The sequence below is a fragment of the Reichenbachiella versicolor genome (assembly GCF_003171675.1).
Classification (GTDB): domain Bacteria; phylum Bacteroidota; class Bacteroidia; order Cytophagales; family Cyclobacteriaceae; genus Reichenbachiella; species Reichenbachiella versicolor.
Genome location: NZ_QFZQ01000004.1, coordinates 103337 through 125614, shown reverse-complemented (window position 1 = coordinate 125614; position 22278 = coordinate 103337). Strand labels below are relative to the sequence as shown.

Sequence of the window (22278 nt, the reverse complement as noted above, 5' to 3'; positions counted from 1 at the left end):
AATCCCTGAGTAGAATTAATTTTTAAATCTCAGAAGATCCATTTCTAAGGACAGTTGAACAATATCACTAGGAATGCCTCCATCAACTGTGTACAGCTCATTGAAAGCATTGTTGACTCTCAAAGACATATCGAAGCCCATTGGTAAGTCTACTCCCACTCCAAAGCACACACCTAAATAGGTATTTCGAAGCCCTTCTTCAACGAATTCAGTATTTTTTCCTTGTTCTGCAAGAAAACTGTACTGAGGCCCAACAAGTAAATACAAAAGAGGGTTGAATTTGTATCGAATCAATAGTGGAACGGTGACATAATTCATCTTTAAGAGATGTCCGAGATACTCAGTTTGATGCCGATTATATGTCAAGTCTATTTGCGCACCCCATTTACTAGAACTAAGAACTCTAGCATATACTCCATAGTGATACCCCATCTTATATTCTGAGTCAGGAACTTTTAAACTACTCAAATTCCCTCCACCACTAAGTCCTAGGTTAATGCTTTGGCCAAAAACAGAAGCATTAACAATACAAACTATCGATAAACCAAAGATTAAACTTCTAATACACTTTATTACGAAATAATACATGCGCTTCACATTACAATTTGAATGCCATTTATTCTGCATGCTGAGTTTTATTTTCTCTCAAGGCTAATTCTGTAACTTCGCGACCTATCTATTACGCTACTGAAATGAAACTCAAAATATTTGATAAGCTAGAGGAGAGAAAACTAGAAGGCAGTCTGAGAACCTTGAAAAATTATAGTGAATTGATCGATTTTGTTTCTAATGACTATTTAGGGCTAAGTCGCTCTGAAGAACTATTCCACAATATCAATAAAACTTCCTCTGTATATCTCAATGGTTCTACAGGGTCAAGGCTTCTAGCTGGTAATCAATCAAGTACTACGGATTTAGAAAACAAGCTTGCGAAGCTATTTAATACTGAAGCCACGCTGCTTTTTAACTCGGGTTATGTAGCTAACCTTGCTCTAATATCTACGATTCCCCAGCGATCTGACACCATCATTTATGATAGTCTTTCTCATGTTTGCCTCAAGGAAGGTGCAAAGCTTAGTAAAGCTCAAAGCTATTCTTTCAAGCACAATGATATTGAAGACCTAGAACGAAAACTCAACAATGCAACTGGAGAGAAATTCGTGGTAATCGAATCTGTTTATTCTATGGATGGTGACAAAGCTGAGTTCGGGCCTATTATAGAGTTAGCAAAAAAACACAACGCACATTTAATTGTTGATGAAGCTCATAGTACTGGCATGTACGGTGATCAAGGCCAAGGTTTAGTCTGCGACCTTGGAATCGAAACAGAATTCTTTGCAAGAGTTTACACTTTTGGTAAAGCAATGGGCGTCCATGGAGCCGCTATCGCTGGCGGTCAGCAACTCATTGATTACCTAATAAATTTTGCAAGACCATTTATTTACACTACCGCCCTCCCTCCTCACAGTGTCAAATCGATAGACGAAGCTTTCAAGTACATTGAAAGTCACAATCACCTACAGCAGACTAGCCAAGATAAGATCAGCCTATTCAAAAAGACATTCGAAGAGAAAATAGGTGATTCGGATAGCTGCTACAAGATGGATAGCAATACTCCTATCCAACCTATCGTCGTACCTGGAAACGAAAGAGTAAAATTCATCTCATCTGAATTGCAGAGCTTAGACTTTGATGTTCGACCAATTCTATCCCCTACGGTAAAAAAGGATTCTGAACGTCTTAGGATATCCATCCATACTTATAACACAGACCAACAAATCATAGAATTAGTAGAAAAACTATCTTCGCTGCTATGAATAGATATTTCGTCACTGGAATAGACACCGATGCTGGCAAAACTATCGCTAGCGCAATATTGACTGAGAAACTAAAAGCTGATTATTGGAAACCAATACAAGCAGGTTTCCCTACTGATAGCGATACGATCCGATCGCTAGTATCAAAAGATATCAACGTGCTACCAGAAGGAATCATTTTAAAAGCTCCTATGTCTCCTCATGCAGCGGCTGAATTAGAAAAAATTAATCTTCAAGCAAGAGATATTACTATCCCAAAATCACAAAAGCATAACATAATCATCGAGGGAGCTGGAGGATTAATGGTTCCCATAAACAGCAAAGAATTCGTGATAGAATTTGCCAAGCAATTTGATGCAGAAGTGATACTCATATCAAGAAATTATCTCGGCAGTATCAACCATACCATGCTATCTATAGAATACTTAAAGTCCAACAATTACAATATCAAAGGGATAATCTTTAACGATACTCCTAATGAAGCTACGGAGTCGTTTATTCTTAATTATTCGGGCCTTAAATGCCTCGGGCACATCCCAAAAATCGAGAACATTACCCCACAAGCCATCCACGAACTAGGTAAAAACATCAACATCTAATGACTGCAGAAGAACTAATTCAGATTGACAAAGATCACGTCTGGCATCCATACAATTCAGCACATGGCACCGTAGATAGCCTACCTGTCAAAAGCGCTAATGGGGTATATCTAGAGCTAGAAGATGGCACCAAACTCTTGGATGGAATGTCTAGTTGGTGGTGTACTATTCATGGTTATAACGTGCCTGAGCTTAATTATGCTATTGAAAAGCAATTAAAAAATATGGCTCATGTAATGTTTGGAGGACTAACCCACAGACCCGCAGTTGAGCTAACTAAAACATTGCTAGACATAGTTCCTCAAAAACTAGAGCACGTATTTTATAGTGACTCAGGCTCAGTATCTGTTGAAATAGCTATGAAAATGGCCTTACAATATTGGATTGCAAAATCACAACCAGAGAAAAATAGATTCATCACAACACGTAGCGGCTACCATGGTGATACATGGCACACGATGTCTGTATGTGACCCTATCAATGGAATGCATGGTATTTTCGGAGAGAGACTTACAAAGCAAATATTCCTTCCTGAGCCAAAAAGCACCTTTTATGAAGAATTCGAATCGGCAGAATTAGAAGAAGTCGAAAAGCAGCTTAAAAAACACCATCATGAGATTGCTGCCTTCATCATAGAGCCTATCGTGCAAAATGCCGGTGGAATGCGGTTTTATCATCCTGAGTATTTGAAAGGAGTTAAACGACTTTGTGAACAGTTTGACATTCTATTTATAGCAGATGAAATTGCCACCGGATTTGGAAGAGCTGGAAAGCTATTTGCATGCGAGTATGCGAATATTACTCCAGACGTCATGTGCATTGGAAAAGCTTTGACAGGAGGGTATATGTCATTTGCCGCTACACTTTGCACAGCTGAGGTTGCTTTGACCATTTCTGATTCAAACCCTGGATATTTCATGCATGGTCCCACCTTCATGGCAAATCCACTTGCCTGTTCGGTAGCAAGGGCTAATATTGATCTGCTTCTTAGCAGTAACTGGAAAGTGAACGTCACAAGGATTGAAGATCATTTCAAAAAATCGCTTGCGCCTCTCAAGAAGTTAAACACAGTGTCAGATGTACGAGTTTTAGGAGCTATTGGAGTCATTGAAATGAAAGAACCTGTAGATATGAAATCGATCCAAAATGACCTCATTGATCAAGGTGTGTGGCTTCGACCTTTTGGAAAGCTAGTATACTCTATGCCTCCCTTTAATATCTCTGATAAAGAGCTTGATAAGTTAACCAATGGAATCACTAGAGCTGTCCAAGCGATCTAAACTATTACTTCTAAACCGAACTTTACAATATTCGTATCTTTGCCTATGCCCAAGGTAGAAACATTTGATAGAGAGAAGGTAATGGATAAAATTATGCTCCAATTTTGGGAGCATGGTTTTCATGGTACTTCTATGCAAGATATCGTAGATGTCTCGGGACTAAACCGATCTAGTATTTACAACTCTTTCGGTGATAAATTCAAACTATACCTTGAAAGCCTTAAACATTACAGAAAGACTTTACAAACCCCAACATTCAAACAGCTCATACAATTAAGTCCCAAACAGGCTATAAGAGTATTTTATGAAGACGTCATCAAGTGCATAGAAGACAAGACGAATGACAGAGGGTGTTTAATAACAAACTGTACTACCGAACTTATCCATCAAAATGGAGATATAGATGCCTATGTTTCAGAAAGTGTTCATGACACTAAAGAATTCTTTAAAGAACTAATTCTAATAGGGATTGAAAGTGGTGAGTTTGATAAAGGAATCAATATTGAACAAACTGTACTCTACCTATACTCCAACCTCCTTGGACTTCGAGTTACTGCCATGCAAATCGAAGATAAAAAGGCCTTACAGAGCATAATTAACAAGGCTTTGGAAAATATTTGATTTTTTTTGAATCAATTTGAAACGTTCGTTTCAAAATAGCGTTAAGCAGTTTTGTAATTTGAAACATTCATTCCAAATAAATAAAAAAATGACAAAACTGAATAACAAAGTAGCTGTAATTACTGGAGGTAATAGCGGCATTGGTCTTGCTACAGTAAAGCTATTTTTAGCTGAAGGGGCTAAAGTTGTATTCTCAGGTAGAAGACAAGAAGCGCTCGACGAAGTCTCTAAAGAGCTTTCAGGTGATTTTCTAGCAGTGAAGTCAGATGCTTCTAGTGTAGAAGAAAGTGCTCAATTGATTGAAGCTGCTGTTAATAAGTATGGAAAAATCGATATCTTATTCTTAAACGCTGGAATAGCTCCTCTTGCACCAATTAGCGACATCACTCCAGAACATTTTGATGCTGTTTTTGAAACAAATGTCAAAGGCCCGTTTTTTACAATCAAAGCTGCTATCCCTCAATTAAAAGACGGTGGTGTTATCATTACTAACACATCAATTGTTCACCAAAAAGGATTTGAAGGAATTGGTGTTTACTCAGCTTCAAAAGGTGCTCTAAGATCACTTTCTAGAGTATTAGCTAATGAATTACATACTAGACAAATCAGAACAGTCAGTGTAGCTCCAGGCCCTATTCAAACTCCTATATATGATAAAATGGGAATGCCACAAGAGCAACTTGACGAGTTTGGCGCTTCAATGGCACAAGCCATTCCGCTAAAAAGATTTGGTGTTCCTGAAGAAATCGCTAAAACTGTCTTATTCTTAGCATCTGACGATGCCTCTTATATTAATGGAGTTGAATTCGAAGTTGATGGTGGTTTAAGCCAAGTATAACTTGGACAATACAACAAATGAACACTCTGCCAATTCTTTAACTTTGGCAGAGTGTCATGTAAATAAAGCGGACAAAAGCTATTTTCAGAAAAGACTGAATCCTTCTAATTACAACTAACTATATCCATTTATTTAAACCCGATAGCCCTAGGCGTTTGAACCTTGCTATCTAGGCTTTTTCCATTTTCACCAGTCATTTCATCAAAAAAGCGATAGTAGTTTGGATAAGAATATTTGCGAACCCCTTTTCCTCTTTCTCTACCCCATTGATTGAAATATTTAGTAGCTTCTTGCTGATCGCCGATCAAGAAAAAGTAATCATTAGTTGACACTACTTCTCCTTTTGAATTCTTCAAGGTCAACTCTACATAAAACTTCTCCTTGACTTTACTCAAATCTACATCTGTATCAAAAAATTTCTCTGCACTGTTTTCTTCAATATTGCCAATTGATTGAATTTCTCTTTTGATAACTTTACCCTTATCATTTTTAAAAACCAATTCAGCTACGCAATTTGGATAAGCTTCATATAAATCATTAACTACCCATAATTCTCCTTTAAAAGATTCTTCCGCCTTCCATCTTCTCTTCTCAAAAGCCAAATTGATTAATAACGGTTGGTACGCTTTTTTTACAAAATCATAAGACCGCTTTGGCTGTTGATAATTATCTACTATTCCCCATTTCATATCTGGCCAATAGGTAATGTAATGACATAGTGCTATTCCACTTAGCTTTGGTTTACTTCTTCTGAAGATCTCAATCCCATTTTGAAAAATAATACCTTGTGCATCTTGAGTTGCATTTACAAACTCTTCGAGCGATCCTGATTTAGCATCATTGAACACATCCCAATTTTGCATTTTCAATCTATCTAAATCTGCCCAGTGATGTCCCCAACTAAGCCCTGGAGGCCATAATTCATCCTCTGGGATGAATTTTTTCAAGCTTTCAACAGAAGGAACAGAAGTAATAGCAAATTCAGGAACTATAGGGTAATCTAAACTCAATAGCCAATCTTCATGAAGTTCCCTACCCATTCCATAAAAATATCTCAATGCATGAACAGCTTCTTTAGGCTTGAAACCTGCTTCCCTAGACACTTCACAAGTCAAAGGAGAATCGGGCACATAAGGCAAATCGGCATATGTCGTCAAAGAATCTCCCAACTCCTCTAAAAATGCCCTTCCGAAATGTGCATCACGAGTTCTCAACAGCATCTCCTCTCCTCCTTCCATCATAATTAGAGAGGGGTGACCTCTGCGTGCTTTGATCACACTTACGGCTTCATTCATAATTAAATCAATCTTCTCTCTTTCCTTGGGAATGTTTCCTGTACCCAAAGGAATAATATCTTGCCAAACAGTAATCCCCGCTTCGTCACATAATTGATAAAACAAATCGATCTCCGGTGGATGCCATCCAAAAATTCTAATATTATTCATGTTGGCTTCTTTAGCCATTCTAATCAGCTTTCGATACTCTTCATCGTTTGTCCGACCAACAAAAACATCTGGTGGTCCTCCCCAACATGCAGATCTAATAAAATGAAATTTATCATTGATATAGGTCGAACGTGGAAAACTTACATCAACATCTTTTACAAAACCTGGGTTCCACCTAGAAGTTACTTCTCGAATACCGAAAGTAGTTTCTTTGAAGTCATGATTTAACTTATCCTCCTTCAGACTTAATTTCAATTTGTAAAGATTTGGATCACCTAAGTCCCATGGCCACCACAGCTTAGCATCTTTTACGATCATTGTTTCGCTAATCCTATTTACTCCTGGGTTGACCTTTTTATTGAACTCTATTTTTTGAACCTTACTATTGAAATTATAACCTTCAATGGTCGCGATAAAAGTCATTTCCTTAGGGTGATGGTCAGCATTCTTCACTTCCAATTCGAGCTTCACATCAGCAGATCCGTCATCATTGATTTTGTTATTGGCATATACGTCTTCAATAGAAACCTTACCTGTAGAAATCATTTTTACTGGCTTTGTTATACCAAATGGAGCCAGATCTCTCCAATAATCCCCAAACCAAGGAGTTTTCCTTCCAGCCACCAAAGCATTGACTTGAGGCGGTGGATCTAATTTTACCAATATCATATTTGTACTAGCTAACCTCTTCTTTGAGACTCTCAAATAATCCTGCACTTCAAAAGAAAAAGAAGAGAATGCACCTTCATGTCTTCCTAAGTGATGTCCGTTCAACCAAACGTCACAACTAAAGTCCACACCTTCGAATAAAAGTTTGACGATTTGCCCTTCAACAGATTCAGTTACATTGAACTGATGAGAATACCACCATTCATAGTGCTGTACCCACTGAGCCTTTACGGTATTTCTCCCAAAATACGGATCTTCTATCGCTCCTGCTTTCCATAGATCAGTGTATACATCTCCTGGCACTCTCGCAATATTCCATACATGTTCTTCTATATCTTCTGGAGGAATTTGAGGAAGTCCCATTTTCACTCCTTGTCCCGGAAGCATCATTTTCATCTTCCACTTAAATCCAGAAAAATCCCTTACTAATTCACTATTCTCGCCGTGTGGCACTTCAGTATTGGGTTGTGCTATGACAAGATTACACACCAGCAATCCCATCATCATTACTATCATCCTCATATGCATTACATATATTTTGGTTATCACTAATTCTAGAGCAAAAGTCCTCATATACATACTGAAGGCATAAAATCACATATAGACTGACTATGGATTTTGATAAATTTGTTATAGACTGATTATAGACCAAATAGATTGTAGAATAAAGTTTCTTTACCCAACGAGGAGATCCTATCTATAAAATTTTAATTAAGCTAAACCTAAAATCTAGACTTTATCATCATTAGGCTATTAACTACCATATGTAAATAATACAGCAGCAATTAAAATGGAAAACACACGATTCTTAAAAGAACCTCTGAGATTGCATAATAGTCTCTTACATAATAGCTAGTTCTCTCTATTTAAGATTCTCTTTCTGCCTCAAAGTATCTACATTTGCGCACCGAATGGAGTTCCAGTCCTTAAAGCAACTGGCTTATTCGAAATTTCATTTAAATCGACTTTAGAGTCGAAAATTTAAACTCAATGGGCTATCGCCCTGAGATTAAAATACAGTTCATTATGTTCGAGAATCTTAGTAGCAAGCTTGACTCAGCGATTAAAAACCTGAAAGGTCAAGGTAAAATTTCTGAAATCAATGTAGCAAGTACGGTGAAAGAAATCAGACGTGCGCTAGTTGATGCCGATGTTAACTTCAAAGTTGCAAAGAATGTAACAGACACAATCAAGGAAAAGGCACTCGGACAAAATGTGCTTACGGCAGTATCTCCTGGTCAATTATTAACTAAGATCGTATCTGATGAGCTTACCCTGATGATGGGAGGAGCTAAAGAAGACATAGAACTAAAAGGGGATCCGAATATCATCTTAATATCAGGTCTTCAAGGTTCTGGTAAGACTACTTTCTCAGGAAAACTAGCAAATAAACTAAAGAGTCAAAGAAATGTATTACTAGCAGCTTGTGATATTTATAGACCTGCTGCGATTGATCAGTTAAAGGTTCTTGGGGAACAGATCGACGTCGATGTGTATGCTGAACCTGAAAATAAAAATGCACTTGAAATTGCTAAAAATGCAATAAAGTTTGCTAAGGAAAATAACAAGAAAACAATCATCGTCGATACCGCTGGTCGTCTAGCTGTAGATGAAGAAATGATGCAGGAAATTGAGTTGTTAAAAAAAGAACTCAAGCCTGCTGAGACTCTTTTTGTAGTGGACGCAATGACTGGTCAGGATGCCGTCAACACTGCCAAGACTTTCAACGATAGATTGGACTTTGATGGAGTGGTATTAACCAAAATGGACGGTGATACTCGAGGTGGAGCTGCACTTTCTATTCGCACAGTCGTTACTAAGCCTATTAAATTCATCTCACACGGTGAAAAAATGGATGCGCTTGACATCTTCCACCCTGACAGGATGGCAAGTAGGATTCTCGGTATGGGGGACGTCGTTTCTCTTGTAGAAAAAGCTCAACAAAATTTCGACGAGGAACAGGCTAAAAAGCTCCAAAAGAAAATGCGTACGAATACTTTTGGATTCGACGACTTTTTATCTCAGCTTGAGCAAATCAAAAAAATGGGTAACCTGAAAGATCTCGTAGGCATGATACCTGGAGTAAGTAAGGCTATCAAAGACGTAGATATAGATGACGATTCTTTAAAGCCAATAGAAGCTATCATTAAGTCTATGACGTTAAAAGAAAGAACAAACCCAGACATAATCAATGGCAGTAGAAAGAAGAGAATTGCAAAAGGTAGCGGCACTTCTATTCAAGAAGTAAATCAGTTAATGAAGCAGTTTGAGCAAATGCGTAAAATGATGAAAACCATGAATAAAATGGGAGGAGCCAAGCGTGCTATGCAAGCAATGAATATGATGGGAAGATAAAAGACTGAGTAGTGAAAGACATACACGGTCAAGCAATCAAAGATTATTATAGAGGCGAGGAATCGCCTCTTTTACTTTATAACTCTTACGGAGAACCCGAAGAAATGCCCGTTGAAGTTTTCTTCAGAGACGAACATGACTTCACATATTTAGAGCACTTGGCTATTTCGGCTTGTGAAGGTAAAATCCTTGATTTAGGTGCCGGTGCAGGAACACACTCATTATTCCTACAGGCCCTTGGTTACGACGTAGAAGCAGTAGACAACTCACTAGGTTGTGCCACAATCATGCGTGATCAAGGTATAAAAAATGTCATTCACGATAACTACCAAAATATCACCAAAAAATACGATACTATTCTTATGCTTATGAATGGCATTGGCATAGCGGGCAAGCTGAACAATATCCCTGAATTGATTGAAAAATGCTTTAATATGCTAGAGCCCGATGGAAAAATCATCTTTGATTCCTCTGATATCACATACCTGTATGATTCTGAAACTCCACGACCTGAACACTACTATGGTGAGATTAGATACCAATATGAATACAAAGGTGAAAAGAGCAACTGGTTTGATTGGGTTTATGTCGATTCGGGAAAAATCCAAGAAATATGCAATAGAATGAATCTCTCATGTGAGATTCTTACCAAAGGAGATGATGATCAATATTTGGGATGTATAACAAAGACTAAAATGGCAATAGCCAACGTTTAAATATACAAATTGACCTTTTTGCTTATTTACTCAGCATGATCAAATACAGAAAAGTGCTTTCCTCCAACAATCTCATAATAACCTTTCTTACCCCAATTACTCACTAATAAATCATTAGTTCCGGTAAAACACAGGTACGTAGGTTTAAAGCATCTGTTTAAATCTACAATATTAATTTTCCGTATTGCCCAGTTAATAAAACTAAAATCAGCTTCTTTAAGCATAGCTTTTAAAACAGGTCTCGAATCTCTTTTTAAAGAATTAAGAAAGAACACTGTAACATCTGAAATCAAAGGAATATAATAGCAAGGTAGCAGAATATATAAGTCTAAACTTAAGTCCAAATTTCATGATAAAAGTCAGATCATCTCTACTTCTAAAACTTGATATCAATACTACTTTTGAGTTCTTAAGATTTTTTGCAATCTGTTGTGCGACGAGCCCACCAAATGAAAGCCCTATTAATATATCAACCGGCTGAATATTATAAGTCTTAACAATTCTCTCACAATATGACTCAAATGACTCGTTCTTTAATTCTAATGAAATCCATTCCGCATAGATCTCTTCCAACTCTTCGTCTAGGCTAATTCTTTGAAACGCTCTAGAATCTGCCCCAATTCCTGATATATAGACAACTTTTCGTACCGTTTTTCTACAAGGTCAAGAAAAAGCTTAGTTTGTTTTCATCATCTCATCCAACCTCTTTTCCAACTTCATTACTCTTTCCTCCAGTATTGTCGGTCTGGTAAGGTATTGAGACATAACCATCTTCACTCGCCACAATTGCAAAACATCCTCTGAATCAACTTTTATTATTTCATAATGAGGATCATCCGCTACAAATTGTAGCAAATTACCATTTACTTTAGACAATCTTCTAGTGAAGATATGATCCTTATGTACTACAACGTAGATTTCACCGATTTTTTGTAATGCTTCATCAAAACTCTGAAGCTTGGCCAATAATAAATCTCCATGGTGTAAACCTTGCTGATGATACTCCATCTCACTACCATTCATCTGAAAACATTTTACTACACCTTCAAACTCTCTAGGCACATTAACATGTTCTAGGCCCTGGATAAAATCCGCATTTTGATACCCAACTATGTAATTCAAATAATCTTGAATTTTCACAAGTGGCACACCTGATTTATGCTCATTAGATGACTCTATCGTATTCTTATCATTTGGTAAATGCACCTTATCCAGCTTCTTATTAAGCTGATCTAAGCTAAAAATCTCATTTACCGTCAAGTCTCTAGTCAACAATATATCTATTGATATTCTAAAATGATTAGCTATGGAGATAATAGTCTCAAGCTTAGGTTCCGACCTTCCTTCTTCATATGCTCCTACACTCGGGCGTGCCAGATTAAACAAACTAGCAAAGTCCGCCTGACTGATATGTTTGACTTTTCTAATTTTCTTGATGTTCGAACCTACATAAGAAAATTTTTTGCTACTTTTTTGAGCCATGCTATAACCTTTGTCATTTTTATTCCGTAAACTTACTCACAATTCAATTAACCAAACATTATTATAAATATTCAATTTCAACAAAACAGTCTACTCAAGGCTTTAAACTAGAGTTTATTAGTATTTTCGAAATCACCACTTAAACCACATTCCATAACTATGAATAAACACTTTCAAAAAGTCACAACCTATCTACTTGACCTTCAATACAACATCATTCAAGAGAATGAATCGGAAGGTGTCATTGTAATCGAAAATGAAGCTTACGGCATCAAAAATGTTGTACTCATTATCGCAGATCCTATTGTGATCGTAGAGCAGTACTTATTTGAACTCAAAGAAGACTCTCTCGATATTTTTAAGAGCCTATTGATTAAAAATAGAGATATTATCCATGGAGCTTTTGCTTTGGATGATTCAGGCACTAAAGTTCTATTCAGGAACACTCACGAATGTGAGAACTTGAACCTAAATGAACTAGAAGCTACTCTAAACTCATTGAGTTTATTACTTAGTGAGTATTCAGATCAATTAATTAATTATAGTAAATAAACTCATCAGGGTTAAATATTCATCAAAACTTCTCGCTGTGATCCAGCTTATTATATTAATATGCGCTGTGATTAGAGATCTATGTAGAATTAACCAATAACTATTAATAAAATGAACGTCTTTAAAAGATTATTTAAAATCGGTGAAGCAGAAACACAATCTGCTATTGACAAACTGGAAGATCCAATCAAGATGACTGAACAAGGCATCAGAGATTTAAAAAAAGACTTGGACAATTCCCTTAAAAGCTTCGCAGAAGTGAAAGCCATGGCTATTCGAGCTAAAAACGATGTCGACACTCATAAATCCAAAGCTGAAGATTACGAAAGCAAAGCAATACTTTTGCTTAAAAAAGCTCAATCAGGAGATCTAGATGCATCTGAAGCAGATAGATTGGCCTCTGAAGCTTTAACTAAAAAAGAAGAAGCTACTGCTGCACTCGCTAGAAGTCAAAAGGAGAAAGAAACTTTCGATAAGAACGTAGAACAATTGGATGTTAATATCAAAGAATTGAAATCTACTATCAGTTCATACGAAAACGAATTGAAGACGCTAAAAGCGAGAGTAAAAGTCAGTGAAGCATCTGCCAAAGTCAATAAACAAATGGCTCAAATAGATTCTACTAGCACTGTGAGCATGCTGGAAAAAATGAAAGACAAAGTAGCTCAGCAAGAAGCTCTTGCTGAAGCCTATGGAGACATTTCTACCGAAAGTAAGACTATTGATCAAGAAATTGATAAAGCATTAGGAGGATCATCTGCGAAAGCAAATGACGACCTTGCAGCATTAAAAGCAAAACTAGGAATGGACAAGGAGTAATCCTTATCCATTTCCTAACCTGATTTATTAACTCAAGCACATCTATTACCCTATGTCTGAATTACTAGAGTTCGCCTTTTCAGGTATTAACCTGATCCCGTCCATGCTGTTCCTATTTGTCATTCTATATTGGTTGATTGCCATTCTTGGTATGATTGATATTGACGCTGTAGATATCGACATTGATATTGATACAGATATTGAGATTAGTGGCTTTGCAGCTCTATTATCATTTTTCAATATAGGACACATGCCACTGATGATATTCGTGACTTTTTTCACGATTCCATTATGGATGATTACCTTATTAATCAATGACTATTTAGGCTACTTCGGATGGCTCCCTCAACTTATTGTATTTATACCTACAATGATTGGAAGCCTGTTTATAGCTAAATTCTTTACGATTCCAATAGCTCGATTTTATAAAAAAGTAAGAAAAAACACCGAAGCTATTGAAGACATAGTTGGCAAAATGTGCACAGCCAAGCTCAGAATAACATCTGACAGAATAGGTCAGGCAGAAATCAATGTCGGTGGAACTTCTGTTCTAATATCGGCAAAAACTCAAAATCAAGAAGTTGTAGAAAAAGGAAGCACTGCATTAATTATTCAGCAATCCAATGATCACAACTTCTACATTGTAGAACCATATACCCTTTAATTAATTTAACAATATGTCAGAACAAATTTATTTGACCGTTGGAATTGCCCTTGTAATAATTGCCATTGGGATACTAATCCTGATTATCAAGATGTTTAGAAAAGCATTACAAGGACAAGCATTAGTAAGAACTGGATTTGGAGGAACAAAAGTTTCTTTTTCCGGCCTGTTTGTAGTCCCTGTTATACACAAACTCGAAATTATGGATATCACATTAAAGACAATTGTGATAGCCAGAACTGGAAAAGAAGGCTTGATCTGTAAAGACAATATGCGAGCAGATATCAAGGTAACCTTCTTTGTGAGAGTTAATCAAACTGTAGAAGATGTAAAGCAAGTTGCTCAATCCATTGGTAGTTTGAGAGCCTCTCATCAGGAGTCAATAGAACTACTATTTGACGCTAAGTTTTCTGAAGCTCTGAAAACTGTAGGTAAGAACTTTGACTTCGTGGAGCTTTACAATAGTAGGGATGATTTCAAGCAAGACATCTTGAACATTATCGGTACAGATCTAAATGGATACGTACTAGATGACTGTGCAATTGATTACTTGGAACAAACTCCTCTGTATGATCTTGATGAGAAAAACATCCTTGATGCTCAAGGTATCAAAAAGATCATCGAACTGACGGCTACTGAAAAAATGAAGTCTAACCAGATCGAAAGAGAGAAGGAAAAAACTCTTAAGAAGCAAGATGTCGAGGCACAAGAAACTATTCTAGAACTTGACAAACAAAAGGCTGAAGCAGAAGCTAAGCAGAAGCGAGAAATCGAGACTATTCAGTCAAGAGAAGAGGCCGAAGCAGCAAAAGTCAAAGAAGAAGAACGACTCAAAGCCGAAAAAGCTAGAATTATAGCTGAAGAGGAGATTCAAGTTGCTGAACAAAACAGACTGCGTGAAGTAGTAGTTGCTGAAAAGAATAAGGAGCGAACAGAAGCAGTTGAAGCTGAAAAAGTAGATCGAGCTAAAAAACTTGAAGAAACTGAAAAGCAAAGACTTGTAGAGATCGCTGAAATCGAAAAAATCAGAGCTGTCGAAGAAGAGCGCAAAAACATCCAAGATGTGATACGCGAGAGAGTATCTATTGAGAAAACAGTAGTCGAGGAGAAAGAAAAGATGAAAGACATCGAAGCTATCGCCGAGGCTGAAAGAGCTAAGAAAGTAGCCATCACGCTTGCAGAAAAAGACGCTGAGGAAGCTCTTGTCAAGCAAATCAAAGATGCAGAAGCGAAGAAGCAAGCTTCTGAACACTATGCCAAGCAAGCATTGATCGATGCACAAGCTGAAGAAAGCGCTGCTCTACACAAAGCTGCTGCTACCAAAACTCTGGCTGAAGCACAAGCGGCTGAGGCAGCTGCGATTGGTATGTCTGAAGCTCAAGTGATGGAGGCTAAAGCTGCTGCTAGTGAGAAAGAAGGAGAAGCAGCTGCTTCTGTGATAGAAATGCAAGCAGAAGCGGAAGCGAAAGGTATAAGAGAGAAAGGTTTAGCCCAAGCTGAAGCAGATGAAAAACTAGGACTCGTTGATGCTAAAATAAATCTGGAAAAAGGACAGTCTGAAGCTAAAGTAATTGAAATGAAAGCTGCTGCTGATGAGCAAGCTGGAATGGCTGAGGCTCGTGTAATGAATGAGAAGTTCAGTGCTGATGCTGAAGGCATCAAAGAGAAAGCAGAAGCTATGAAAGCTCTTGACGAAGCTGGAAGAGGACACGAGGAATTCAAGATCCAAATCCAAAATGAGAAGGAAATCGAACTTTCGAAAATCGCAATCCAAAAAGAGATTGCACTATCGCAGGCTCAGGTTATCTCAGAAGCGCTTAGAGCTGCTAACATTGACATTGTTGGTGGAGAAACTATGTTCTTCGATCAGATTGTCGGATCAATCACTAAAGGTAAATCTGTCGACAAACTGATGAGCCATAGCGAGACTCTGACACAGGTAAAAGACACTTTCTTTAGCAATGATAGCGGTGATGGCTTCAAGAAAAGACTTTCTGATTTTATTGGCCAATTTGGAATGAGTGCCCAAGACGTCAAAGATTTGAGTGTAGCTAGTCTACTTTTAAAATTGACTAATAAGGCTGATAACCAAGATGACAGGAACTTACTCCGTCAATTGGGGGGAATATCAGAGGCTCTTGGCATATCAGAATCAAAAGTTGAAGATCTCAACATCTAATTAAGGTCTAATTAACCCTACCATGGACTAGGGGCACCAACTCCCCTAGTTCTTTTTACTCATTATTTTCATTTTATCTATCGACGACCATGGCCGAAGAGACCACTACACCCAAAAATTCAGGTAATCTAGAAGCAGGAACTTACGAGCTGCTACGCAATAGGATTGTAAATCATTCTGCTGAACTGTCAGAACATCTCAACTCACTTAATACTGAGCGAAAAGAAGTTTTTGGAACAATAGAAACCAAGGTGATGGCCACAGAGCGCATCACCACAGAAAACAACTGTATCCCTTGGGATATGATCGCACTTGGTGACAAGTTCCTTTTTGGATACAATGTCAACATGGGACTTCGAAAAGATGTCAAGATCACAGATGTTTTTAGCTATTTCGAATTCAAGGATCATGCTTTTCACGAGCATCCAATCACAGATATCTTAAATGATTCTGTATTCGAAGACGACTATAATAAACTATATAAATATTACAAAAACACGCAATTCCTCCGTTTCACGATACAAGGCATCAATCTACACATGGTGTTTAGAATCGGAAAAGAAGAGAAAGATATCAAAACCTTCAAATGGGAAATTAAAGGAGATAAATTAATCTACGTTGATAATAGAAGTGACAACGAATATGTTTTCCCTACTCAGCATGAATTTGAATGGACAAAAACCCGAAGAGAGCATTATAGAGATGGTCTACACCCTCATATTTCGATAGAAGAACGAGTCTTCGTAGAAACTGTCGGAGGCGATCTGACTGTCAAAATAGAAGACAATACCGAAGATGGTGAAGGCATCTACAGTGAAGATGTTTTGCACAAGCAACAGACGTTAGAAGATGGAGAAATTCACTATGCTGTACTAGGGCATATCATCATCATGAAAATCACCCCATATCAAGAAGAGTCTAGATATCTGGTTTTCAATGAAAAATTAAAGGAAGTAAAACGCATCGACGCAATTAGCGAATCTTGCGTGTTGCTACCAGACAATCATGGCCTAATATTCAGCAATGGCTATTATTTGCAATCAGGAGAATATAAAACCTTTGACTTAGAGCTATCAAATATGCTCTTCGAAAGAAGGATAACATCAATCAATGGTGAAGACTACATCTATGTGTTCTACAATCGTGCAAAAGGTATTTACCTCCTATTGAACTATAATATTATCTCTCAAAAAGTAGAGAACCCAATAGTTTGTCATGGGTTTACCATCTTTGAAAATGGCGAAATGTGCTTATTCAAAGCAGATGAAGAGCCTAAGAAACACCATGCTGTCCAAATCTGGCAGACACCGTTTACAGGACCTAACTTCAAAGCTCCTGAAAAGAAAAAGTCAAGCTTACAAAAAATAGGCAACAAGGATGTAGTCAGGGCAATGGCTGAATGTCAAGAAATCATTAATCTAGTTAATCGAGATGAGATATATGGAGATTTATATCTCGATGTCATCAAGAAGGCAACAGACATCATAGATACCTACTATTGGATTGGAGATCAAAAAGAGTTCGATCTTAAAGAACCTTTGGAAGGTATTCGAAAAGTAGCAGAGTCTGCAGTCGATGAATATGAGAAAGTTCGAAGAATAAGAGAAAACTCTCAACTCAAACTCAAGGAACTAAGCAAATCTGTTAGTGACATTCTCAAAAGATCAAAAGCTTCTTTTGGAACCATTGACGCCTATGTTAAACTTCTAGGAGAGATCCGTGAGTCTCGTGGTGAAGTCATTAGTTCAAAAGACTTGCGATACATCAATGTACCTAAGCTTGACGAGTACGATGGTGAATTAGCAAAAGCCTCTGATGTCGTATCCGAATCTTGCGTCAGATTCTTGATGCAAGAACATGCCTTAAACCCTTTCAAAGACAAGGTTTCTGAATACCAAACTAAAATTGATGAAGTAGCCAAAGTAGTAGAAGCGGATGAATTGATTCAAGTTGGAGAAAAGATTGCTAATGAGCTCGACCTACTTATCGAAACGGTCAGCAACCTGAAAATCACTGACGCTACTCAAACTACCCAGATCATTGAAAATATCTCGGAGATTTACGGTGAGTACAACCAAATCAAAGGTTCATTAGTCAAGAAAAGAAAATCGCTTCTATCTGATGAAGGTAAAGCTGAGTTCAATGCTACATTAAAGCTACTTGAGCAATCTGTAGCCAACTACCTAGACATATCTGACACGCCTGAACAGTGCCAAGAGTACTTGACTAAGCTAATAGTTCAAATTGAAGAACTAGAAGGTAAGTTTTCAGAATTTGATGAGTTTATTGATATAGTAGCATCCAAGCGGGAAGAAGTTTACAATGCTTTCGAATCCAAAAAACTATACTTAACTGAACAAAGAAGTAAAAAGTCAAATCAGCTATTTCAAACAGCCGAAAGAGTACTAAGCGCCGTGCGAAACAAGGCCGGAGGCATGAAGTCCAAAGAACAAATAAACAGCTATTTCGCTTCTGACTTGATGGTAGAAAAAGTTCGATCTATTGCCAAAGACTTGGTTGAAATGGATGAGACTGTAAAGGCTGATGACCTTAGTAGTCAACTTAAGACTATTAAAGAAGACGTACTCCGACAACTCAAGGATAAGCTTGAGTTATTCGCTGATGGAGATAACATTATCTCAATGGGGAATCACAAATTCTACACGAATAAATTAGAGCTTGACCTAAGTATGGTGGTTCGGAATAGCGTTCCAAACTTTCATTTGGCAGGTACTGATTTCTTCGAAGAGATAAACCATGAAGGACTAAAGAGCTTAGCAGACCTTTGGGATCAAAATATAGTATCTGAAAACAAAGACATCTATCGTGGAGAATTCTTAGCTTATTCAATATTCAATCAGTTAACTGCGTTGGATGGTTCACTTTCGGTTGATGAATATTTAAGCCTATCTGACGAAGACCGAATTAAAACTATCCAAAAAGAAATGACTGCACGTTTCCAAGAAGGATATGTAAAAGGTATTCATGAGTTCGATGCGAATTTGATATTAGACAACCTGATAGAACTCTATAAAGTAGCTGGAGTATTAAAATTCGATCCGACTACAAGAGCAGCTGCAATGTTCTACTGGAACTCATGTATCGAATCAGAAATCAAAGAAGCTTTCAATAATCAAATAAAATCTGCAGCAATTATTCTAAGCATATTCCCTGAATCTAGGGAGTTTGAAGCGCTAAAAAATGATATCGCTAAGGACATTACCAACTATGATGTATTAAAACTATTTGGCCAAACACAAAGCATTGAATTGGCAAGTTATCTTGTGGAAGAACTAGGAAACAATGACCTGTTTTCAATTAGTTCAGAAGCTGCTTCTGGTTATCAAGAATTTACTAAACACCTTAAGTCTGCTAAAGCAGAAAAAAAATATCAAGATTCGATAAAGTCGTTACTAGACCAACCCGACTTGGCTGTTCGTCTAATCTTTCAATGGCTAAACTCCTATGTAAGTAGTGATTCGAAGCAAAGTATTTCCAAAGATCATTTATCCGAAATAGCTACACTCCTACTCTACAATCACTTCAATGAAAACCAAGTTCTTCACACTAACTTAGATAAACAGCTAGAAGGATTGAAGGGAGATCACAAACTTCTAGAAGAAGATAACTATACACTCCAAATCAACAAGTTCACCAATAGACTGAATCAATATAATCTAGATACTGTCCCAAGGTTTGAACAATTACAGCAACTCAAAAAAGAGTTGACAGAAAACTATAAAGAGGAGCTAAAGCTCCATGAGTTTAAACCTAGAGTACTGGCCTCTTTCGTAAGAAACAAACTAATTGACAAAGTCTACTTCCCTCTAATCGGTGCCAACCTTGCTAAACAAATGGGATCAGCAGGAGACAATAAACGTACAGACTTAATGGGGCTATTGTTATTGATATCTCCTCCAGGATATGGTAAAACTACCTTGATGGAATACATAGCCAGTCGTCTGGGTGTAATCTTCATGAAAATCAATGGACCTGCTATTGGACATGAAGTAACTTCTCTTGACCCCGCCGATGCACCAAATGCCGCTTCAGCGGAGGAGCTTCAGAAGTTGAATTTGTCCTTTGAAATGGGAAACAATGTAATGATCTACCTAGATGACATTCAGCATTGCAACCCTGAATTACTACAAAAGTTCATTTCCATGTGTGATGGACAGCGTAAAATCGAAGGTGTCTACAAAGGAAAAACTAAGACCTATGATTTCAGAGGAAAGAAAGTTTGTGTAGTCATGGCTGGTAACCCATACACTGAGTCTGGCGAAAAATTCCAGATACCGGACATGTTGACGAATCGTGCTGATACTTACAACCTTGGAGATGTCATAGGTGAAAATGAAGAAGTTTTCAAACTTAGCTACATAGAAAACTGTCTAACCTCAAATCCGATTTTAGGTAAACTAGTTTCCAGAAGTATCGATGATGTTCAGTCCGTCATCAAAATGGCTGAAACGGGTACTGCAGAAGGTCTGAAGTTCGAAGGCAATCATACTGCAGATGAGCTACAAGAATATGTAGCAATAATCAAGCATTTACTAAGAGCCAGAGACGCTGTTTTAAAAGTAAACTTACTCTATATCAAATCTGCCGCCATGGCTGATGAGTATAGAGTAGAACCTCCATTTAAACTACAGGGCTCTTATCGTGATATGAACAAGATGGCTGAAAAAATACTTCCTATGATGAACGAGGAAGAAGTTGATACGATCATTGTCAGTCACTATGAAAATGAAGCACAGACTTTGACTTCAAACGCTGAAGCAAACCTCCTCAAACTCAAAGAACTACAAGGAATATTAAGTGAAGCAGATGAAGAGAGATGGGCGTTAATCTTAAACACCTTCTTAGATAGACAGAAGAAATTAGGATTCGGTCAAAACGCACAGTTGGCGAATAGCCTTGACACAATTGCGGATACACTTACCGGATTGACTGAAACGATCAAGAATAAAAAAGTTCAACCTAGAGTCTTTATTCAATCTGAAAGCAACACTAACGATGAGGTGAAAGCAGCGCCAAAAACCAGAAAGACTAAATCTAAGGAGTAATTGCTCCATTTTCATTTCCTCACTTTACACTGAGCAATAGCGAAAAACCTGCTAATAGATTGCAATTTTTCGCTATCGCTCAGTGTACTAGATAAGCCTAAACTGATTGAAGGCTAATACACTTACTTAGTAACATCTAAACTCACTAACTATGGGATTTGGTATGCGTAAAGAAGTCTACACACGCAAGCCTAAAAAAGTATTCGAGAAAGTCAAAGAGGTCTATTCTGACACCCTAAAAAAAAGAAAGCAAACTAAGGCTACTTTGTCAGTTAATATTTCTGATGAAAAACATAGCTATAAACCCTTTTTTGAGACACGTTTATTTAAGGTAGTCCGATTGTTATTTTGGATACTATTTCTTGGCCTATTTTATTGGTCTTTCAATTCATGAAATACAATAACTCAAATGCTTCCCTTAAACCATTCTTTAAAAGATTTTACTTTATCAGCAGGTACAACTATCGACTCAGAGACATCTACTTGAACTTCAATCTTCAACTTACGAGTGGAATATGGAATAATTGATTCTATGGCTTCTAGACAAACAATATACTGTCTATTAACTCGAAAAAAGTTATCTGACAGCTGTGACGCAACAACTTCCATAGTCTCATCCATCAAATATTTCTGACCAGCAAATGTCACCATATATACTGCTTTATCCTTGACTAAAAACAATGCAATATCCTTTACAGCAATTGACCTCATTTTACCTCCGTAAGTCACTGTAAACCGAGTACGTTTGGAATGACTAAAAGATGGTCCTTCGGTACCTAGAACAAGATGACTCATTACTTTTTTGATCTTTTCAATGTCAGCATTCTTCAATCGGTGATATTTATTAATACTGTTTCGTAACTCCTCTTTGTCTATAGGTTTCAGTAAATAAGCCAAACTATTTTGCTCGAAAGCTTTCAGTGCATATTCACCATAAGCAGTAGTAAAAATAATTGGTGTGTCCACCTTTACCTTTTGAAATATTTTGAAACTCAAGTCGTCAGACAAATTGATATCAAGAAAAATAAGGTCGCATTGATTCATCATAAACCAATCTGTAGCTTCCTCAACAGACCGCAATACTGCCTTGATCTTCAATACTGGATCGATAGCTAATAACATCATTTCCAACTTATCTGATGCTAAAACTTCGTCCTCTACAATTACTACTTCCAT

The 22278-nt window shown here is 37.4% G+C and carries 17 protein-coding genes; 12 read left to right on the top strand and 5 right to left on the bottom strand.

The window, feature by feature from the left end; translation table 11 throughout:
• Positions 1-15: 15 nt before the first annotated feature.
• Positions 16-627 carry a porin family protein gene (locus DKG80_RS10195; RefSeq protein ID WP_109831239.1) on the bottom strand — a complete coding sequence of 204 codons (612 nt, stop codon included), beginning with the start codon at positions 625-627 and terminating at the stop codon, positions 16-18.
• A gap of 65 nt (positions 628-692) precedes the next feature.
• On the opposite strand from DKG80_RS10195, the gene DKG80_RS10190 reads away from it, so the two are divergent.
• From DKG80_RS10190 to DKG80_RS10170, 5 genes are all read left to right on the top strand, one after another.
• On the top strand, positions 693-1817 hold the full coding sequence (locus DKG80_RS10190; RefSeq protein WP_109831238.1) for an aminotransferase class I/II-fold pyridoxal phosphate-dependent enzyme: 1125 nt from the start codon (positions 693-695) through the stop codon (positions 1815-1817).
• A complete protein-coding gene (gene bioD / locus DKG80_RS10185) occupies positions 1814-2416 on the top strand; it encodes a dethiobiotin synthase (protein ID WP_109831237.1) in 603 nt (200 codons plus the stop codon). The genes DKG80_RS10190 and bioD overlap by 4 nt, the downstream gene beginning before the upstream one ends.
• The gene (bioA, locus tag DKG80_RS10180) at positions 2416-3696 is read left to right on the top strand and encodes an adenosylmethionine--8-amino-7-oxononanoate transaminase (protein ID WP_109831236.1); all 1281 of its coding nucleotides are present in this window, start codon (positions 2416-2418) and stop codon (positions 3694-3696) included. The genes bioD and bioA overlap by 1 nt, the downstream gene beginning before the upstream one ends.
• Positions 3697-3741: 45 nt before the next feature.
• Positions 3742-4317: a TetR/AcrR family transcriptional regulator gene (locus DKG80_RS10175; RefSeq protein ID WP_109831235.1), complete on the top strand. Its 576-nt coding sequence runs from the start codon at positions 3742-3744 to the stop codon at positions 4315-4317.
• An 88-nt stretch (positions 4318-4405) separates the two neighbouring features.
• Positions 4406-5155 (top strand): SDR family NAD(P)-dependent oxidoreductase, encoded by a 750-nt coding sequence (locus tag DKG80_RS10170; RefSeq protein ID WP_109831234.1) that lies wholly within the window; start codon positions 4406-4408, stop codon positions 5153-5155.
• A gap of 128 nt (positions 5156-5283) precedes the next feature.
• Here DKG80_RS10170 and DKG80_RS10165 read toward each other — a convergent pair whose 3' ends face one another.
• Positions 5284-7791: a glycoside hydrolase family 2 protein gene (locus DKG80_RS10165; RefSeq protein ID WP_221409103.1), complete on the bottom strand. Its 2508-nt coding sequence runs from the start codon at positions 7789-7791 to the stop codon at positions 5284-5286.
• Between the two features lie 504 nt (positions 7792-8295).
• Here DKG80_RS10165 and ffh point away from each other — a divergent pair.
• Together ffh and DKG80_RS10155 are read left to right on the top strand one after the other, a co-directional pair.
• Positions 8296-9624 carry a signal recognition particle protein gene (gene ffh, locus DKG80_RS10160; RefSeq protein WP_109831294.1) on the top strand — a complete coding sequence of 443 codons (1329 nt, stop codon included), beginning with the start codon at positions 8296-8298 and terminating at the stop codon, positions 9622-9624.
• An 11-nt stretch (positions 9625-9635) separates the two neighbouring features.
• Positions 9636-10340, top strand: coding sequence for a class I SAM-dependent methyltransferase (locus DKG80_RS10155; protein WP_221409102.1), 705 nt, complete (start codon positions 9636-9638; stop codon positions 10338-10340).
• 26 nt (positions 10341-10366) lie between these two features.
• Here the strand turns inward: DKG80_RS10155 and DKG80_RS10150 are convergent, their stop codons facing one another.
• Complete coding sequence (locus tag DKG80_RS10150) at positions 10367-10564, bottom strand: hypothetical protein (RefSeq protein WP_162555806.1); 198 nt, start codon at positions 10562-10564, stop codon at positions 10367-10369.
• A gap of 451 nt (positions 10565-11015) precedes the next feature.
• Positions 11016-11822 carry a LexA family transcriptional regulator gene (locus tag DKG80_RS10140; RefSeq protein WP_109831230.1) on the bottom strand — a complete coding sequence of 269 codons (807 nt, stop codon included), beginning with the start codon at positions 11820-11822 and terminating at the stop codon, positions 11016-11018.
• Positions 11823-11981: 159 nt separating this feature from the next.
• Between DKG80_RS10140 and DKG80_RS10135 the strand changes: the two genes are divergently transcribed.
• The 5 genes from DKG80_RS10135 to DKG80_RS10115 all read left to right on the top strand — a co-directional run bounded on the left by DKG80_RS10135 (position 11982) and on the right by DKG80_RS10115 (position 21102).
• Positions 11982-12374 carry a molecular chaperone Tir gene (locus tag DKG80_RS10135; RefSeq protein WP_109831229.1) on the top strand — a complete coding sequence of 131 codons (393 nt, stop codon included), beginning with the start codon at positions 11982-11984 and terminating at the stop codon, positions 12372-12374.
• Positions 12375-12485: 111 nt separating this feature from the next.
• On the top strand, positions 12486-13193 hold the full coding sequence (locus DKG80_RS10130) for a PspA/IM30 family protein (RefSeq protein WP_109831228.1): 708 nt from the start codon (positions 12486-12488) through the stop codon (positions 13191-13193).
• A 52-nt stretch (positions 13194-13245) separates the two neighbouring features.
• Positions 13246-13857, top strand: a complete 612-nt coding sequence (locus tag DKG80_RS10125) for an OB-fold-containig protein (protein WP_109831227.1) — start codon at positions 13246-13248, stop codon at positions 13855-13857.
• A 13-nt stretch (positions 13858-13870) separates the two neighbouring features.
• Positions 13871-16036 carry a flotillin family protein gene (locus tag DKG80_RS10120; protein WP_109831226.1) on the top strand — a complete coding sequence of 722 codons (2166 nt, stop codon included), beginning with the start codon at positions 13871-13873 and terminating at the stop codon, positions 16034-16036.
• An 89-nt stretch (positions 16037-16125) separates the two neighbouring features.
• Complete coding sequence (locus DKG80_RS10115; protein WP_109831225.1) at positions 16126-21102, top strand: DNA repair ATPase; 4977 nt, start codon at positions 16126-16128, stop codon at positions 21100-21102.
• Positions 21103-21507: 405 nt separating this feature from the next.
• Here the strand turns inward: DKG80_RS10115 and DKG80_RS10105 are convergent, their stop codons facing one another.
• Entirely contained in the window at positions 21508-22278 is a 771-nt protein-coding gene (locus tag DKG80_RS10105) for a LytR/AlgR family response regulator transcription factor (RefSeq protein ID WP_109831223.1), read from the bottom strand.

Bases quoted from the DNA above. Each gene is read 5' to 3' on its own strand.
- DKG80_RS10170 (WP_109831234.1), top strand. From the start codon at position 4,406: ATGACAAAACTGAATAACAAAGTAGCTGTAATTACTGGAGGTAATAGC.
- DKG80_RS10120 (WP_109831226.1), top strand. From the start codon at position 13,871: ATGTCAGAACAAATTTATTTGACCGTTGGAATTGCCCTTGTAATAATT.
- DKG80_RS10140 (WP_109831230.1), bottom strand. From the start codon at position 11,822: ATGGCTCAAAAAAGTAGCAAAAAATTTTCTTATGTAGGTTCGAACATC.
- bioD (WP_109831237.1), top strand. From the start codon at position 1,814: ATGAATAGATATTTCGTCACTGGAATAGACACCGATGCTGGCAAAACT.
- DKG80_RS10130 (WP_109831228.1), top strand. From the start codon at position 12,486: ATGAACGTCTTTAAAAGATTATTTAAAATCGGTGAAGCAGAAACACAA.
- DKG80_RS10175 (WP_109831235.1), top strand. From the start codon at position 3,742: ATGCCCAAGGTAGAAACATTTGATAGAGAGAAGGTAATGGATAAAATT.
- DKG80_RS10195 (WP_109831239.1), bottom strand. From the start codon at position 627: ATGCAGAATAAATGGCATTCAAATTGTAATGTGAAGCGCATGTATTAT.
- DKG80_RS10115 (WP_109831225.1), top strand. From the start codon at position 16,126: ATGGCCGAAGAGACCACTACACCCAAAAATTCAGGTAATCTAGAAGCA.
- DKG80_RS10125 (WP_109831227.1), top strand. From the start codon at position 13,246: ATGTCTGAATTACTAGAGTTCGCCTTTTCAGGTATTAACCTGATCCCG.
- DKG80_RS10105 (WP_109831223.1), bottom strand. From the start codon at position 22,278: ATGGAAGTAGTAATTGTAGAGGACGAAGTTTTAGCATCAGATAAGTTG.
- ffh (WP_109831294.1), top strand. From the start codon at position 8,296: ATGTTCGAGAATCTTAGTAGCAAGCTTGACTCAGCGATTAAAAACCTG.
- DKG80_RS10150 (WP_162555806.1), bottom strand. From the start codon at position 10,564: ATGCTTAAAGAAGCTGATTTTAGTTTTATTAACTGGGCAATACGGAAA.
- DKG80_RS10190 (WP_109831238.1), top strand. From the start codon at position 693: ATGAAACTCAAAATATTTGATAAGCTAGAGGAGAGAAAACTAGAAGGC.
- DKG80_RS10135 (WP_109831229.1), top strand. From the start codon at position 11,982: ATGAATAAACACTTTCAAAAAGTCACAACCTATCTACTTGACCTTCAA.
- bioA (WP_109831236.1), top strand. From the start codon at position 2,416: ATGACTGCAGAAGAACTAATTCAGATTGACAAAGATCACGTCTGGCAT.
- DKG80_RS10165 (WP_221409103.1), bottom strand. From the start codon at position 7,791: ATGAGGATGATAGTAATGATGATGGGATTGCTGGTGTGTAATCTTGTC.